Consider the following 16,096-nt stretch of genomic DNA (forward strand, 5'->3'; position numbering starts at 1 on the left):
TCCCATGATCCCAAAGCCTTCTTCGCGTTCTGCTTCTTCGTCGGCGCGTCCGCGCGAGTCCCGCTTATCCGTGCTGCATCTCGCGCCGGAATCGCTCGGCTTCGCCCTCGATTGCGCCGCGCAAGCGGTCGGCGCTGTGCGCCTCGGCGCGGCTTTGCCGGCCGCGCTGCAATCCGTTTTCGTGTCCGCGCCCGAGGGCAGCGCCGCTGCTGCGCGCGGCGCGGTGCAGGACATCGCGTATCGCACGATGCGGCGGCTGGGCACGGCCGAATGGCTGATCGCGCGACTCGTCAAGAAAGCACCGCCGCCGCATGTCGGCCATGTGCTGGCGTGCGCGCTGGCGCTCCTGATCGACGACGAAGCGAGCGCGGCCTATACGCCGTTCACGGTGGTCGATCAGGCGGTCAGCGCGATTTCGGCCCGTCGCGAGTTCGCGTTCGCGAAGGGGCTGGTCAACGCGGTGCTGCGCAACTTCCTACGTGAGCGCGAGCAATTGCTGACCGAAGCGCAAACCGACGAAGTGGCGCGCTGGAATTACCCAACATGGTGGATCGACGCGGTGAGGCGTGCGTGGCCCGAAGCATGGCAAGAAGTGCTGGCGGCCGGCAACACGCAAGGTCCGTTGACGTTGCGCGTGAACGCACGGCATTCGACTGTTGAAGCCTATTTGCAGTTGCTCGAGCAGCACCACATTGCCGCGAGCCAGGCGGGCGAGCACGCAGTCAAGCTCGCCACGCCGATGCCCGTTGACCGTATTCCAGGCTTCAACGAGGGCGTTGTCTCGGTGCAGGACGCAGGCGCCCAACTCGCGGCGCAACTGCTCGGCGTGCGCGACGGCATGCGCGTGCTCGACGCGTGCGCGGCACCGGGCGGCAAGACCGGACATTTGCTTGAGCTCGCAAATCTGCAACTGGTGGCGCTCGAAAGCGACGTGGCGCGCGCACGGCGCATCGGCGAAAACCTGCAGCGGCTCAAGCTCGAAGCAGAGGTGCGAATCGGCGACGCGGGTGCGCCGTCCAAATGGCATGACGACATCGACCAGCCATTCGATCGCATTCTCGCGGACGTGCCGTGCTCGGCATCGGGCATCGTGCGGCGTCATCCGGACATTCGCTGGTTGCGCCGCGCGTCCGACATTCCCGCGCTCGTCGACGAACAGCGGCGCATTCTCGGCGCACTCTGGCCGCTCGTGAAACCTGGCGGCGAATTGCTTTACGTTACGTGCTCGATCTTTCCCGAAGAAGGCGAGTTGCAGGCGCAGTGGTTTGGAAACAACCATCAGGATGCGGTACGATTGGACGCGCCGGGGCAACTTTTACCTTCAGTCGCCTGCGCGCCCGCCGACACATCGGCCGGTTCTCATGCCGGAGGATTCGCTGACATCAGCGCCGGCGCGAACTCAGACCACGACGGATTTTTCTACGCGCGCTTTCAGAAACGGTGACCATCAAACGCTTCTTCCCGCTTCGGCTCGTCGCCGTGCTTTGGGTCGCGCTGGCCGTGTGGCTGGCCGCGCCCGGCGCGGCGCACGCCGAGTCGATCGCCGTGCAGCGTGCTTCGCTGCAAGCGGACAACTCCGGTTGGAGCCTCGAGGCGCGTTTCGATTTCGAGTTGAACAGCAATCTCGAAGACGCAGTCAATAAAGGCATTCCGCTTTACTTCACGACCGACTTCGAACTGAGCCGGCCGCGCTGGTACTGGTTCGACGAACAGCCGGTCAACGCGTCGCAGACTCTGCGGCTGTCGTTCCAACCGCTCACGCGCGAATATCGCGTGCAGGGTGTGTCCTCCGGCGGTTTGCAGTTTGGCTTCTCCACGCTGAAAGACGCGCTCGCGGTCATCAAGCACGTGTCGTCGTGGCACGTGATCGAGCGTAGCGACGTGCATGCGGGCGAGACCTACACTGCGTCGGTGCGCATGCAGCTAGACATTGCGATGATGCCCAAGCCGTTCCAGATCGACGCGGTGAACAATCGCGACTGGAACCTTGCGTCGGAATGGAAGCGTTTTACTTTTACGGTGACCGAACGTGCTAAATAAAGTGCGCTCCGCCACCAGCGTCAGCAGCATCGTCGTGCGCGTGCTGGTGTCCACGGTCGCCGTGACGGCCGTGCTGTTGCTCGTGCTGCTCGCCGCGGCCAGCGCCAACACCGAATTCTTCGACCGCTATTACCAATGGCTGTATGCGGCCAATCTCGTGGTCGCGATCATCTTTTTGCTGGTGGTCGCGACCCTGGTCGTCGTCATTATCGTGCGCCTGAGAAGGGGTAAGTTCGGCACCCGGCTGTTGGCGAAGCTCGCGTTTTTCATGGCGCTGGTCGGGGTGGTGCCGGGCGGGATCATCTACGTGGTCTCGTATCAGTTCGTGTCGCGCAGTATCGAGTCGTGGTTCGACGTGAATGTGGAAACCGCGCTCACATCGGGTCTCAACCTCGGACGCGGCATGCTCGACGCGTCGCTGTCCGATCTGCAAACCAAGGGGCGTCTGATGTCGGAGCAGCTCGCGAGTGCAGACGCGGCCGGCACCACGCTCACGCTGCTGCGCCTGCGCGACCAGTTCGGCGTGCAGGATGCGACGATCGTCGAGCCTACGCGCAGCATGTCCGGCGCGACGCCTGACATGCACGTGGTTGCGCAGGCCTCGAGCAATTACGCGACGCTCGTGCCAAACGACCTGCCCACGTCCCTCATGATCGATCAGGCGCGCGGACGCGGCTATGCGGCGATAGAAGGCGAAGTCGACGGCGACCCTCGCGTGCACGGCAGCAAGGGTGCGCTGCGGTTGCGCGTCGTGCAGCGCATTCCCGATTCGAACGCGACGCTTCTGCAACCCACGGAGCGTTTTCTGCAACTCACGCAGCCGGTGTCGCAATCGCTCGCCCGCAATGCCGACGCCGTGCAGCGCGCATATCGCGAGTATCAGGAAAAGGCGCTGGGGCGTACCGGCTTGCGCAAGATGTACATCGGCACGCTCACGCTCGCGCTGTTCCTCGCCACCTTCATCGCGATGATGCTCGCGCTCGCGCTCGGCAACCAGTTGGCCCGGCCGCTCTTCCTGCTCGCGCAGGGCACGAAGGAAATCACCGAGGGCGACTACACGCCCAAGCGCGAAATCAAGTCGCGCGACGAACTCGGCTTCCTCACGCAGTCGTTCAATGCCATGACGCGGCAGTTGTCCGAGGCGCGCGCCGCGGTCGAGAACAACCGCATTGCACTCGAGCATTCAAAGGCATATCTGGAGAGCATTCTCGCGAACCTCACGGCGGGCGTATTCGTGTTCGACCGACAGTTCCGGCTTACCACGGCCAATCGCGGCGCCGAGCGCATCTTCCGTCAGCAGTTTCAGGAGATGCTCGGCTCAGCGCTTGAACAGATCGCCGTGTTGAGCGAATTCGGCGGCATGGTGCGCAAGGCGTTTGCCGATCGCGAGGCCGCCAGCGGCGACGCTCACGACGACGGCGGCCATTGGCAGCAGCAGTTTTCGATTCAGGTGCCGGGCGAATCGGAGCCGCTCACGCTGCTCGTGCGCGGCGCGCGCCTCGTATCCGCGACCGACCGCGACGCGCAGGACATGCAGACATCCGGCTACGTGGTGGTGTTCGACGATATTTCGGACGTGATTTCCGCGCAGCGCTCCATCGCATGGGGCGAGGTCGCGCGGCGGCTCGCGCACGAGATCAAGAATCCGCTCACGCCGATCCAGCTTTCGGCCGAGCGCCTGCAGATGAAACTCGCCGACAAGCTGGCCCCGTCGGATGCAGACGTGCTCAAGCGCGGCGCGACCACCATCGTGAACCAGGTCGCCGCGATGAAGCAGATGGTCGACAATTTCCGCGATTACGCGCGCACACCTCCCGCCGTGCTCGTGCATCTGCAATTGAACGACCTTGTGAGCGAAGTGCTGACCCTTTACGGTATTGAAGAAGGCAAGGGCGCGATTCAGGTCGAGCTGTCGGACTTGCCTGCCATTCGCGGCGATGCGACGCAGTTGCGGCAGGTGATTCACAACCTGCTGCAGAATGCACAGGACGCGGTGGCCGAGGTGGAACGCCCGCGTGTGCTGCTCGAGACGAGGACAGTAGAATACGGAGACCCCGACGCACAAGGCAAGGCACGCGTCGCTGTGCGTCTGACAGTGTCGGATAACGGACCGGGTTTCCCCACACGTATTCTCACGCGTGCGTTCGAGCCCTACGTGACGACCAAGGCCAAGGGCACGGGCCTGGGTCTTGCGATGGTCAAGAAGATCGTCGACGAACATGGCGCGCGCATCGACATTCGCAATCGCATGAAAGCGGGCGATGTGATCGAAGGCGCGCAGATCTCGATCCTCTTCCTTCAGCTGGCAGACGACGCCGCGGCTCCCGAAGCGGGACCGCGTCCTGCGCAGGGCGGTTCGTCGCAGGGAAAGACAAAAGCAACAGTGCAGACAAAGGCAGCGTAAATGGCAACCATCCTGGTGGTAGATGATGAAATGGGCATCCGGGAATTGCTCTCGGAGATCCTGAGCGACGAGGGGCATGTCGTGGAGGCGGCGGAAAACGCGCAGCAGGCGCGCGAATTCCGTTTGCGTCAGGCGCCGGACCTGGTGCTGCTCGACATCTGGATGCCCGATACGGACGGCGTGACGTTGCTCAAGGAATGGGCTGCGCAGGGGCAGCTCACCATGCCGGTAATCATGATGTCCGGCCACGCGACCATCGACACCGCGGTTGAAGCAACGAAGATCGGCGCGCTCAACTTTCTCGAGAAGCCGATTGCGTTGCAGAAGCTGCTGAAGGCCGTCGAGCAGGGCCTGGCGCGCGGCACGGCGGCTGTGCAGCCCGGCGGCGCCGCGGCGAAGTCGGCCCTGCCGATGAATTCGTCAGCGGTGGCTTCGGCGGCGGCGCTGCCCATGCTGTCTGCCGACGGCCACGGCAGCGGCGTCCTGGCGGCGCAAACCGCCTCCATCTCGTTCGACATTCCGCTGCGCGATGCGCGCGATGCATTCGAGCGTGCGTACTTCGAGTATCACCTTGCACGCGAGAACGGTAGCATGACGCGCGTCGCAGAAAAGACCGGGCTGGAGCGCACGCACTTGTATCGCAAGCTCAAGCAACTGGGCGTCGATCTCGGCAAGAACAAAGGCGAGTGAGCGCCGCTCAGCGTGGGCCGGCTTGGCTTGCGCAGATTTTTTAGAGAAGGGGGCTTGTCCAGTAGATGGTCCTTTGATATGATTTCGTTCTTCGTTGGCCCGGTAGCTCAGTTGGTAGAGCAGCGGATTGAAAATCCGCGTGTCGATGGTTCGATTCCGTCCCAGGCCACCAGGATTCAGCCCCAGGAAATCGCAAGATTCCTGGGGCTTTTCCTTTTGCTGTGGGGTTTCATTGTTTCGGTGGGCAAGGGGCTCGGAGCAGGCGCTCCGCGAAAGTGGGCAATAGGGTGCCTGCGGCGGGCTTCGGCTTCGCGTGATAAAATCGCGCCAGTTCAAAGACTTGCATGACAGTGCGGCACCTGCTGAATGCATCGATTAACGTTGATCGCGTTCATTGGCCTTGATAGGCGCGTGTTCCAGCCGCGATCCGCACAAGAACCTTTCGGCCGACGATCATCGGTATAAGCGCCCACCCGCTTCGCAGACTGTACCCGCGGCCTATACTGCTTTGGGCCGGCAACAGTGCCGGCTCGCGCCGCGTTGCCTGCATGGCGCACCTCGCGCAGCGCTACGCGGCCCTCATCATTCACGGAGTTTCACGGTGATCCGCAAAGACGCTAAACGTAGCGCTCTGGTGCTGTTTTCCGGCGGCCAGGATTCCGCCACGTGCCTCGCATGGGCGCTTGAACGATATGAGACGGTCGAGACGCTGGGCTTCGATTACGGCCAGCGCCATCGCGTCGAGCTCGAATGCCGCGAGGGTTTCCGCAGCGCTGTCGCGCGTACCTTCCCCGCATGGGGCGAGCGCCTCGGCGACGATCACATGATCGACCTCTCCGTGCTCGGCGCGATCAGCGATACGGCAATGACGCGCGAAATCGAGATCGAGGCCACGGCGAACGGTTTGCCGAACACTTTCGTGCCGGGCCGCAACCTGATGTTCATGACGATCGCGGCGGCCATTGCTTACCGGCGCGGGTTGCAGGTGCTGGTCGGCGGAATGTGCGAAACGGACTTCTCGGGCTATCCCGATTGCCGCGACGACACCATGAAGGCGCTGCAGGTCGCGCTCAATCTGGGCATGGACTCGCGCTTCCTGCTCGAAACTCCGTTGATGTGGCTCGACAAGGCGGACACCTGGCGTCTCGCACATGAGCTGGGCGGCGACGAACTGGTCGAACTCGTGCGCGTCGAAACGCACACCTGCTATGTCGGTGAGCGCGCGGAGCTGCATGCGTGGGGCTTCGGCTGCGGCGAATGTCCGGCCTGCCGCTTGCGCAAGCGTGGCTACGAAGCCTATCTCGCAGGCGAAAAGGTAACCGAGCCTGTCTGACAATGCCGCGCAACGGCGCGGCTTGAGCAACGATTCGTAGGTACACAAGCTATACAAGGTACGCGAGTACAAGTACACGGTACAGGGTGGAAAGCAGCATGACGTACGCGGTCAAGGAAATTTTCTACACGTTGCAAGGCGAGGGCGCGAATGCCGGGCGCCCGGCCGTGTTTTGCCGCTTCGCCGGCTGCAACCTGTGGTCGGGGCGCGAGGAAGACCGCGCCGAAGCTGTGTGCCGCTTCTGCGACACTGACTTCGTCGGCACCGATGGTGAGAATGGCGGCAAGTACCGCAGCGCCGAAGAGCTCGTGCAGATGATCGCGTCACAATGGCCGCAAGGCGAAGGCCAGCGCTTTGTCGTGTGTACCGGGGGCGAGCCGATGTTGCAGATCGACCAGCCGCTCGTCGACGCGTTGCATGCGGCCGGCTTTGAAATCGCTATTGAAACGAACGGCTCGTTGCCGGTGCTCGAAACGATCGACTGGATTTGCGTGAGCCCGAAGGCCGACGCGCCGCTCGTCGTCACGAAAGGCAATGAACTCAAGGTCGTGATTCCGCAGGACAACCAGCGTCTGTCCGACTATGCGAAGCTCGACTTCCAGTATTTCCTCGTCCAGCCGATGGACGGCCCGTCGCGCGACATCAACACCAGGCTTGCAATCGACTGGTGCAAACGCCATCCGCAATGGCGCCTGTCGATGCAGACCCACAAGTATCTGAACATTCCCTGATTTGCCGTGCTGACGATTACACGAAAACTCGAATTCGACGCGGGTCACCGCATTCCCGATCACCGTAGCCAGTGCCGCAATCTGCACGGCCATCGCTACGTGCTCGAAATCACGCTGCAAGGCGACCTGGTCGACACCGAAGGCGCGCCAGACCGCGGCATGGTGATGGACTTCGCCGACGTGAAGTCGCTCGCGGTCGAGCATCTCGTCGACAAGTGGGATCACGCGTTCCTCGTCTATGAAGGCGACTCGCAGGTGCGCGGCTTTCTGGAAACCATGGCGGGCCACAAAACGGTCGTGCTCGATCGCATTCCGACCGTGGAGAATCTCGCGGCTGTCGCGTTCGAGGTGCTCGCCAACGTGTACGACGCGCACTACGGCGTAAATCTGCGGCTTCACAAGGTGCGCCTGTACGAGACGCCGAATTGCTGGGCCGACGTGGTCCGCGACTAACGCCCCCGTATCGCCGCGCGGCACAGCTGCCGCGTTATTGTCACGGTATGATCGCTCCATAACCACACGGAGCGAGACATGCCGGTCACAGCATTGCGCCGCAGCAGGTACACAAGCCGTCCATTTCCGGGCGAGGCGGTGGGCCTCGACCATCCGACGGGCGCATTGGCCCGCGGCTCGTGCAAGGCCGCGCACGGCTCGTGCAAAAACGGTTTCCAAACGCACGGAGCGCGGCCATGAGCACCTTCACCAATCCCCTCAAGCAACGTCTGAAAGAAGCCGACCCGCTGTTCGGGCTCTGGCTGTCGCTCGGCAGCGATGCCGCCGCGGAGGCGCTCGCGCATGCCGGCTTCGACTGGCTGCTGATCGACATGGAACACGCGCCGAACGACAGCGGTGACGTGACCTCGCAACTGCGCGCGATTGCCGCCGCCCATTTGCCGAGCGAACCGGTGGTGCGTCTGCCGGCTCGCGAGCCGTGGCTCGTCAAGCGTGTGATGGACGCTGGCGCGCGCACGCTGATGTTTCCGAACATCGAGTCCGCTGAAGAGGCGGCGCATGCTGTCCGTCTCACGCAATATCCGAGTGCGGAGGCCGTCGATGGTCTGCGAGGTGTCGCGGGCACAGTGCGCGCTGCCGCATACGGCATGCGGCGCGACTACGTGCAAACGGCTAACGCGCAGATAGCCACCATCGTGCAAATCGAGTCCGCGCGCGGCCTCGATGAAGTGGAAAAGATCGCGGCGACGCCGGGCGTCGATTGCCTGTTCGTCGGACCCGCGGACCTCGCCGCCAGTCTCGGTCATCTCGGCGATTCGAAGCATGCCGACGTGCAGGCGGCCATGGCGCGCATCGTCAGCGCCGCCGACAAGGCGGGCATTGCCGCCGGCATTTTTTCGATGGATGCCGCGAGCGCAAGACAGCATCGCGACGCTGGTTTTCGTTTTATCGCTCTGGCCGCCGACGTCATGTGGATGTTGCGCGCAACCCGCCAGGCGTTGCAGGAGGTAAGAGCATGAAGTGGCTGAGGCGAGGCGTCGTCGCGCAGGTAGCCGTGGCGGCGGCATTGATGACGGGCATGGCGGCGCATGCGCAAGATCGCGTCGCGAAATCGAACGACCCGGAGACGCAAACTGCGGTCGCCGACTACAACGCCGGCAATATGACAGCGGCGCTGTCCGAATTTCGCAAAGCGGCCCAGCGCGGCAGCCGCCTCGCACAGTTCAATTACGCGATGATGTTGCTCAACGGCGAAGGCACGGCGGCCAACATCGACGAAGGCAAGAAGTGGCTGCGCAAGGCCGCCGACGCGAACATGTCGCACGCGCAATATGTGTACGGCAAGATGTATGACGATGGCGAGTTTGTCGGGCGCGATCCGGTGGAAGCGCACCGCTGGTTTTTGAAGGCTGCGCAACAGGGACACGTGCAGGCCGAGCTCGCGCTCGCCAATCAGTTCCTCGATGGCCGCGGCACCGATCGCGACAACAAGCAGGCGTTCCTCTGGTACAAGAAGGCCGCGGAAGGCGGCGACATGACCGCGCAGTACGTGACCGGCTCTTTCTACGAGCGCGGCGGCGACGGCGTGGACAGGAACCTCAACGTGGCGCGCGCTTACTATGCAGCGGCTGCCGCGCAGGGCGATCCGGCGGCGCGGCTCAAGTATCAGCAACTGAGTTCGCAGCTGCGGGATCAGAAGGAAGTGAAACCGCAGTAAGCGAAAGGGGCGCATCTGATGAGGCGCCCCTTTTCGTTTTGCCCGCGTGCCGCGCGATGCCTTCGTTCAGCTCTGCATCAAGCGTTTTTGCCGCGCGACGCTCATGATGAGGCCGATTGCGACGCCGAGTGTAGTGAGCGCAGTGCCGCCGTAGCTCATGAACGGCAGCGGCACGCCTACCACCGGCAGAATGCCGCTCACCATGCCGATGTTGACAAACGCATACGTGAAGAATGCCATGGTCAACGAGCCGGCCAGCAGGCGTCCGAACAGTGTCGCGCCGTTTGCCGCAATGTAGAGCCCGCGTGCGATAAGCAACATGTAGAGCGTCAGCAGCACGATGCCGCCGGCGAGTCCGAATTCCTCGGAGAACACGGCGAAAATGAAGTCAGTATGCTTCTCCGGAATGAACTCCAGATGCGCCTGCGTGCCCTTGAGCCAGCCTTTGCCCAGCGGGCCGCCGGAGCCGATTGCAATCACCGCCTGGATGGTGTGGAAGCCTTTGCCGAGCGGATCGGACGTCGGGTCGAGCAGTGTGCAGATGCGGTGCTTCTGGTAGTCGTGCATCAGCGGCCATTGCACGTCGGGCTGACAGATTTTGTCCTGGAACGCTGCGACAGAACCCACCGCGATCACGCCGGCAATCAGCACCGGCACGATCAGTTTGAAACTCAGGCCCGCGAAGTAAATCACGAAGAAGCCTGCGGCGAAGACCAGCACCGCCGTGCCGAGGTCGGGCTGCTTGGCGATCAGACCCACCGGCACCGCGAGAATCAGCAGCCCGACCAGGAAGTCGTACCAGCGCATCACGCCTTCGCGTCGCTGGTAGTACCAGGCGAGCATGAGCGGCGTCGCGATCTTCAGGATTTCGGACGGCTGAATGACCACGCCCACGTTGATCCAGCGCTTTGCGCCCTTGCGCGTGAGGCCGAACAACGCCACGGCGACCAGCAACGCAATGCCGAACGTATAGAGCGGCACCGCGAAGCGCATTAGCGTGGTCGGTGGAACATTGGCGAGCGCCCACATCAGCACGAAGGTCAGCATGATGTTGCGCAACTGGTCTTCCACGCGGCCCGGTACGTCCAGACTCGCGCTGTACAAGGTGACAAGACCCACGCACAGCAGCAGGAATACGATTAGTGCGAGCGGACGGTCGAAGCCCGCGAACATCCGCTTGATGCGGTCGAGCCAGGCGCGCTTGTCGAATTGCATGCCTTTCTCCTTATTCGTCGATGCCGCCGGAAACCGGCTGACGTGGCGACGCGGGCTCGGTGCCGCTATCGCGCGATGGTTGCGAGCCCCCGTTGCTTGCGGGGCGTGCGGCGGTCGCGGGCGCAGGTGCGCTCGCCGGGCGTGGCAGGCGTGGCGCGCCCGATTTGCGCGCGGTCGCGCGGTCGGCCGCCGCGGCTGACGCGGTCGCTGGCGTGCTGGCCGCGGCAGCCGATGCCGGCTGCTTGCGCGCGGCCGATGGACCCGCCGCAGCGGCGGGCGATCTGGATGTCGTTGCGGTGGCGGAAGACGCGACGCCTGCCGTGCCAGTTGGCCCCGACGCGCCATTCGCTGGCGGCGTTGACGCAGCAGCCGAGGCCCCCGCTGCCGAAGAAGCCGCCGCTGCCGCCGAAGCAGCAGCCGCCGCGGACGCGGCCCCCGGCATAGGCAGCGCGGTAAAGCCCGCGGCGATCTTGACCGGCTGCGTCGCTTCCTGCGGCGCGGGCGCAGCGCCGACTTCCGGCGCGGACGCGTCCTGAGTGGCCGATGCGGCCGCCGCGACAGCCGCCGCTTCGGCACCCGGCTTGTTCTTGCCGACGAGGTAGTAGTCGAGCACCTTGCGCGCGATCGGGCCGGCCGCCTCCGCGCCCCAGCCGCCGTTTTCGACAATCAGCGCGAGCGCGATCTTCGGTTGATCGGCCGGCGCAAAGGCGATGAAAAGCGCGTGGTCGCGCAGATGTTCAGCGATCGCGTGACCCTTGTAGTTCGCGCCCTGCAGCGAGTAGACCTGCGCCGTGCCGGTCTTGCCCGCCGCCAGATACGGCGCACCGATGAATACCTTCGACGCTGTGCCGTTCGTCACGACGCCTTCCATCGCACGCTTGATGATGTCGATGTCGGACTGCTTCACCGGAATCCTGTCGCTCGGATCGCGCACGACCGGGCGCGTGTCTTTGGTGAGCGGATTTTCGATGTCGCGCACGAGGTGCGGTTTCATCACGACGCCGTTGTTCGCGAGCGTGGCCGTGGCGTGCGCCAGTTGAAGAATGGTGAACGAGTTGTAGCCCTGGCCGATGCCGAGGCTGATCGTTTCGCCCTCGTACCACTTTTGCTGTTCGGGCTTGCGGTACGCCTTGCGCTTCCAGTCCGTTGACGGCAGGATGCCGCGCGCCTCGCCGGTAATGTCGATGCCGGTGATCTGGCCGAAGCCCCACGGCTTCATGAAATTCGCGATGTTGTTCACGCCGAGGTCGTGCGCGAGCATGTAGAAGTACGTGTCGTTCGACACCACGATTGCGCGGTTCATGTCGACCCAGCCCTGACCGGAGCGCACGTCGTTGCGGAACGTGTGACCGCCGAAGGTGTACGAGCCCGGGTCCTGAAAGCCCCAGCCCGGCGTGCGCTTGTGCAGCGTGAGCGCGGCGAGCGCCATGAACGGCTTGTACGTGGAACCCGGCGGATAGGTGCCGTGCAGCGGCCGGTTCAGAAGCGGATGGTCGGGCGAGTTGTTGAGCTCGTCCCAGGTCTGCTGATCGATGCCGTCTACGAACGAATTCGGATCGAAGCTCGGCGCGGAGACGAACGCAAGCACGTCGCCGGTGGAGGGCTCGATGGCGACCAGCGCACCGCGTCGGCCCGCGAACGCCTGCTCGGCCACCTGCTGCAAGCCGATGTCGAGCGACAGCACGAGGTTATTGCCGGGCGTCGCCTGCGTGCGCGACATCGTGCGCACCGGCCGGCCGCCGGCGGTGACTTCCACTTCCTCGAAACCGGTCTGGCCGTGCAGTTCCGTCTCGTAACTCTGCTCGACACCGATCTTGCCGATGTAGTCGGTGCCCTTGTAGTTGTTCGCGTCCAGACGCGGGTCGTAGTGCTCCGGATCGCTGTCGTTCCGATCGCTGGCGTCGTCGATGCGCTCCTGGTCGCGCTGCGAGATCCGCCCGATGTAGCCGATTACGTGCGCCGCCGTCGGGCCGAGCGGATACTGGCGGAACAGGCGCGCCCGCACTTCCACGCCGGGAAAGCGGAAGCGCTGCGCGGTGAAGCGCGCGACTTCGTCGTCGGTGAGGCGGGTGCGGATCGGCAGGCTCTCGAAATTCTTCGAATCTTCCTGCAGCTTCTTGAAGCGGCGGCGGTCGCGCGCGTCGATCGAAACGACGGTGGCCAGATCGTCGATCACGCTTTCGAGCGGTGCATTGAGCTTGGACGGCGTGATCTCCAACGTGTACGCGGAGTAGTTCTTTGCCAGCACCACGCCGTTACGGTCCGTGATGATGCCGCGGTTCGGCACGATCGGCGCAACGGAAATGCGGTTTTCGTCCGCTTGCAGCGAGTACTTGCTGTAGTGCCAGACCTGCAGGAACAGGAAGCGAAAGCCGATCAGCCCGAAGCAGACGAACACGAACAGGCCCGCCGCGGCGACGCGCACGCGGAACTTCGAGAGCTGTTGCTGGGTGTCCTTGAATTCGGTCATGCGATTCTGCAAAAGGCCGGGCGACGGCCATCATGAGTGTGCGCCTGATCCGGGCAAAACCGGAAGGCATGAAAAGCGATGAGCGTCGCGCGAGCAGGCAATGCCGGTTTCATGGCAACGGCCTGCACGCGCGGCGCCGGATCAAATGGGCCGCGTGTCGTCGGGGTCGGCCGGGCGGCGCTGCGGCATCAGCAGCAGCACGCTGGCGACAGGCCACAGCGCGGCTTCGACAAATCCGTCGATCAGGTAGCCCCAACCGGGAAACGCCGCACCCGTCAGCAGACGGATCACGAACGGCACCAGTTGTGCGATGACGAGAAGCGGCATGACCGCAAAAGTTTGCACGCCTAGCGACATCCACAGCACGCGGCGGTGGATCGTGATCGCGCCGTACGAGAGCAGCGTGTAGGCGAGCGCATGTTCGCCGAGCAGGCTCGCGTTGTGCACATCCATCAACAGGCCGAGGAAGAAGGCAATGCCCATGCCGACTTTGCGCGGTTGGTGCACGTTCCAGAACAGCAGCACGAGCGCGACGAAATCAGGCACGCCGACAAGGCGCCCCCACGGCATCAGGTTCAGCAGGAATGCAGCGGCGAGACTGAACGCGATGAAGTACGGATTGACCGGCTGAAGGATATATTGCGGGCGGTTCATGGCTTGGCCCCGGGCGCGGCTTGCGGCTTGGCATTTTCAGGAGCGGCGGGCTTTTTCGCTACTGCGGATTTTTGCCCGGCGCCCGGCGGCTTGCCGCCCGGTGCCGCCTGGGCTGCCTGGCCGGCCGCATTGCTCGCGGACTTCTCGGACGGTTTCGCGGATCTGTCCGCGGCGGCCTTGCTGTCGGCCGGCTTGGCGCCCTTCTTGGCCTTGCCGTCTTTCGTGGGCGTTTCCGGTTCCTCGACCGGGCGCGGCGGCAAATCGTTCACGTAATGCAGCACCAGCAATTGACGCGCACCGCGCACCGGTGCAATCGGCAGGCAGATCACGCGCGCGAACGCGGTGTCAGCCTGCTTGTCGACCCGTACCACCTTGGCGACCGGCAAGCCCGGCGGATAGACGCCGTCGAGCCCGCTCGTGACGAGCTCGTCGCCCGTTTGCACGTCGGCGCTGATGGGCACGAAGCGCAGATCGAGCGTATCGCCTTTCGGCGTCCCATAGATGACGCTGCGAAGACCCGTGCGCACGATCTGCACCGGCACGGCCTGGTCCTTGTCGGTCAGCAGCGTGACTTCGGCTTGCAGCGGGAATACGCGGGTCACCTGGCCAATCACGCCGTCTTCGTTGACCACCGGTGAGCCGTTCTGGATGCCTTGCTGCGCGCCGCGGTTGATCACCACCTTCTGCGTGAACGGGTCGCGCGTGTCGTACTGGATTTCCGCCGGCAGCGACTGCGTGCTCGCGCGCTGCGACAGTTGCAACAACGCACGCAAGTGGGTGTTTTCCGCCGAGAGTTCGGCGGCGGTGTTCGCCTGTTGCGACAGTTGGAGGTTCCTTGTGCGCAGCTTCTCGTTGTCGCTGCGTAGCGTGGCGCTCGTCACGGCCAGGTCGGCGGCGCCCATGAAGACGTCGCGCGGCACCAGCGCGGCGCGCTGCAACGGATAAAGACCCGCGCCGAGCACGCCGCGAACGATTTCGAGCGTTCTGAAGCGGGCGTCGGAGATCAGCAGGGCAAGCGCCAGCACGACGAAAAACACGAGCCGTGCGAGGGCGGACGGGCCTTGCTTGAAAAGGGGCGGCGGACTGTATTCCATGGTCGGCGCCGGGGGCGTAAGCGGTTGGGTGAGGCGGCGGCGCGCTGAAAACGCGGTTCAGCGCACGGACGCTGGGCGGCCCAGCCAATGGCAAACCGGCCCGCAAGGGGCCGATTGCCAGATCCGCGCTACTGACATCGAACTCGCTCGCTTACTCGTACGAGAAGATGCTGCCGAGCTTGTCCATGCGCTCGAGCGCCATGCCCGAGCCGCGCACCACGCACGTGAGCGGGTCTTCCGCAACGAGCACCGGCAGGCCGGTTTCCTCGGCGAGCAGGCGGTCCAGATCGCGCAGCAGTGCGCCACCGCCCGTGAGCATCATGCCGCGTTCGGCGATGTCCGCGCCAAGTTCCGGCGGGGTTTGCTCGAGCGCGATCTTCACGGAAGAGACGATCTGGTTCAGCGGGTCGGTGAGTGCTTCGAGAATTTCGTTGCTGGAGATGGTGAAGCTGCGCGGAATGCCTTCCGACAGATTGCGGCCCTTCACTTCCATTTCCTTGACCTCGGAACCCGGGAAGGCGGAGCCGATTTCCTTCTTGATGGCTTCAGCCGTTTGCTCGCCGATCAGCATGCCGTAGTTGCGGCGGATATAGTTGACGATGGCCTCGTCGAACTTGTCGCCGCCCACGCGCACCGAACCTTTATAGACGATGCCGCCGAGCGAGATCACGCCGACTTCGGTCGTGCCGCCGCCGATGTCCACCACCATGGAACCGGTGGCTTCCGACACCGGCAGGCCGGCGCCGATTGCGGCGGCCATGGGTTCTTCGATGAGGTACACCTGCGAGGCGCCCGCACCGTGCGCGGCTTCCTTGATCGCGCGGCGCTCCACCTGGGTCGAGCCGCACGGCACGCAAATGATGATGCGCGGCGACGGCGAGAACATGCGCGATTCGTGAGCAGTTTTGATGAACTGCTTGATCATCTGTTCCGTAACCGTGAAGTCGGCGATCACGCCGTCTTTCATGGGGCGGATTGCTTCGATGTTGCCCGGCACCTTGCCGAGCATCTGCTTGGCTTCCTTGCCGACTGCCTGAATGGTTTTCTTGCCGTTGGGTCCGCCTTCCTGGCGGATGGACACGACCGACGGTTCATCGAGAACGATGCCCTTGCCACGCATGTAGATGAGCGTGTTGGCGGTGCCGAGGTCAATCGCCAGGTCGTTGGAGAAGTAGCTGCGCAAAAAACCGAACATTCAAAATCCTGTCTCGCTTGGGGCCGGGCCGCGCAATGTTGCGCAGGGCGGCAGCGGAAAAAATAACAGCTTCAACCGGGCGATGCGGCGCCACAGGAAT

Annotated in this window: 14 protein-coding genes and 1 tRNA gene; 10 read left to right on the plus strand and 5 right to left on the minus strand. The window is 64.0% G+C overall.

Annotation, left to right across the window (positions count from 1 at the left end; translation table 11 throughout):
* Positions 1–4: 4 nt before the first annotated feature.
* The 10 genes from rsmB to F757_RS0125380 all read left to right on the plus strand — a co-directional run bounded on the left by rsmB (position 5) and on the right by F757_RS0125380 (position 9,368).
* Positions 5–1,444 carry a 16S rRNA (cytosine(967)-C(5))-methyltransferase RsmB gene (gene rsmB / locus F757_RS0125335; RefSeq protein ID WP_027213824.1) on the plus strand — a complete coding sequence of 480 codons (1,440 nt, stop codon included), beginning with the start codon at positions 5–7 and terminating at the stop codon, positions 1,442–1,444.
* Positions 1,441–2,040 carry a DUF4390 domain-containing protein gene (locus F757_RS0125340; RefSeq protein ID WP_027213825.1) on the plus strand — a complete coding sequence of 200 codons (600 nt, stop codon included), beginning with the start codon at positions 1,441–1,443 and terminating at the stop codon, positions 2,038–2,040. The genes rsmB and F757_RS0125340 overlap by 4 nt, the downstream gene beginning before the upstream one ends.
* On the plus strand, positions 2,030–4,444 hold the full coding sequence (locus F757_RS0125345) for a sensor histidine kinase (protein WP_027213826.1): 2,415 nt from the start codon (positions 2,030–2,032) through the stop codon (positions 4,442–4,444). The genes F757_RS0125340 and F757_RS0125345 overlap by 11 nt, the downstream gene beginning before the upstream one ends.
* Complete coding sequence (esaR, locus tag F757_RS0125350) at positions 4,445–5,134, plus strand: response regulator transcription factor EsaR (RefSeq protein WP_013337726.1); 690 nt, start codon at positions 4,445–4,447, stop codon at positions 5,132–5,134. It begins immediately after the preceding gene.
* A 96-nt stretch (positions 5,135–5,230) separates the two neighbouring features.
* Positions 5,231–5,306: transfer RNA gene (locus F757_RS0125355), tRNA-Phe, on the plus strand.
* Positions 5,307–5,735: 429 nt separating this feature from the next.
* Positions 5,736–6,467 carry a 7-cyano-7-deazaguanine synthase QueC gene (gene queC, locus F757_RS0125360; RefSeq protein WP_027213827.1) on the plus strand — a complete coding sequence of 244 codons (732 nt, stop codon included), beginning with the start codon at positions 5,736–5,738 and terminating at the stop codon, positions 6,465–6,467.
* A gap of 98 nt (positions 6,468–6,565) precedes the next feature.
* Positions 6,566–7,198, plus strand: a complete 633-nt coding sequence (gene queE / locus F757_RS0125365; RefSeq protein WP_027213828.1) for a 7-carboxy-7-deazaguanine synthase — start codon at positions 6,566–6,568, stop codon at positions 7,196–7,198.
* Between the two features lie 9 nt (positions 7,199–7,207).
* Positions 7,208–7,651, plus strand: coding sequence for a 6-carboxytetrahydropterin synthase QueD (gene queD / locus F757_RS0125370; RefSeq protein ID WP_156923731.1), 444 nt, complete (start codon positions 7,208–7,210; stop codon positions 7,649–7,651).
* Positions 7,652–7,887: 236 nt separating this feature from the next.
* Positions 7,888–8,670, plus strand: a complete 783-nt coding sequence (locus tag F757_RS0125375; RefSeq protein WP_027213830.1) for an HpcH/HpaI aldolase family protein — start codon at positions 7,888–7,890, stop codon at positions 8,668–8,670.
* A complete protein-coding gene (locus F757_RS0125380) occupies positions 8,667–9,368 on the plus strand; it encodes a tetratricopeptide repeat protein (protein WP_027213831.1) in 702 nt (233 codons plus the stop codon). Before F757_RS0125375 ends, F757_RS0125380 begins: the two co-directional genes overlap by 4 nt.
* A 66-nt stretch (positions 9,369–9,434) precedes the next feature.
* Here the strand turns inward: F757_RS0125380 and rodA are convergent, their stop codons facing one another.
* The 5 genes from rodA to F757_RS0125405 all read right to left on the minus strand — a co-directional run bounded on the left by rodA (position 9,435) and on the right by F757_RS0125405 (position 15,996).
* Complete coding sequence (gene rodA / locus F757_RS0125385; RefSeq protein ID WP_027213832.1) at positions 9,435–10,583, minus strand: rod shape-determining protein RodA; 1,149 nt, start codon at positions 10,581–10,583, stop codon at positions 9,435–9,437.
* 10 nt (positions 10,584–10,593) lie between these two features.
* Positions 10,594–13,053, minus strand: a complete 2,460-nt coding sequence (gene mrdA / locus F757_RS0125390) for a penicillin-binding protein 2 (RefSeq protein ID WP_027213833.1) — start codon at positions 13,051–13,053, stop codon at positions 10,594–10,596.
* Positions 13,054–13,194: 141 nt separating this feature from the next.
* Positions 13,195–13,707 (minus strand): rod shape-determining protein MreD, encoded by a 513-nt coding sequence (gene mreD, locus F757_RS0125395; protein WP_027213834.1) that lies wholly within the window; start codon positions 13,705–13,707, stop codon positions 13,195–13,197.
* Positions 13,704–14,801 carry a rod shape-determining protein MreC gene (mreC, locus tag F757_RS0125400; protein WP_027213835.1) on the minus strand — a complete coding sequence of 366 codons (1,098 nt, stop codon included), beginning with the start codon at positions 14,799–14,801 and terminating at the stop codon, positions 13,704–13,706. Before mreC ends, mreD begins: the two co-directional genes overlap by 4 nt.
* 151 nt (positions 14,802–14,952) lie before the next feature.
* Positions 14,953–15,996, minus strand: coding sequence for a rod shape-determining protein (locus F757_RS0125405; protein WP_004189550.1), 1,044 nt, complete (start codon positions 15,994–15,996; stop codon positions 14,953–14,955).
* Between the last annotated feature and the right edge of the window lie 100 nt (positions 15,997–16,096).

The organism is Burkholderia sp. WSM2232 (assembly GCF_000472545.1).
In the GTDB taxonomy this organism is placed as follows: domain Bacteria; phylum Pseudomonadota; class Gammaproteobacteria; order Burkholderiales; family Burkholderiaceae; genus Paraburkholderia.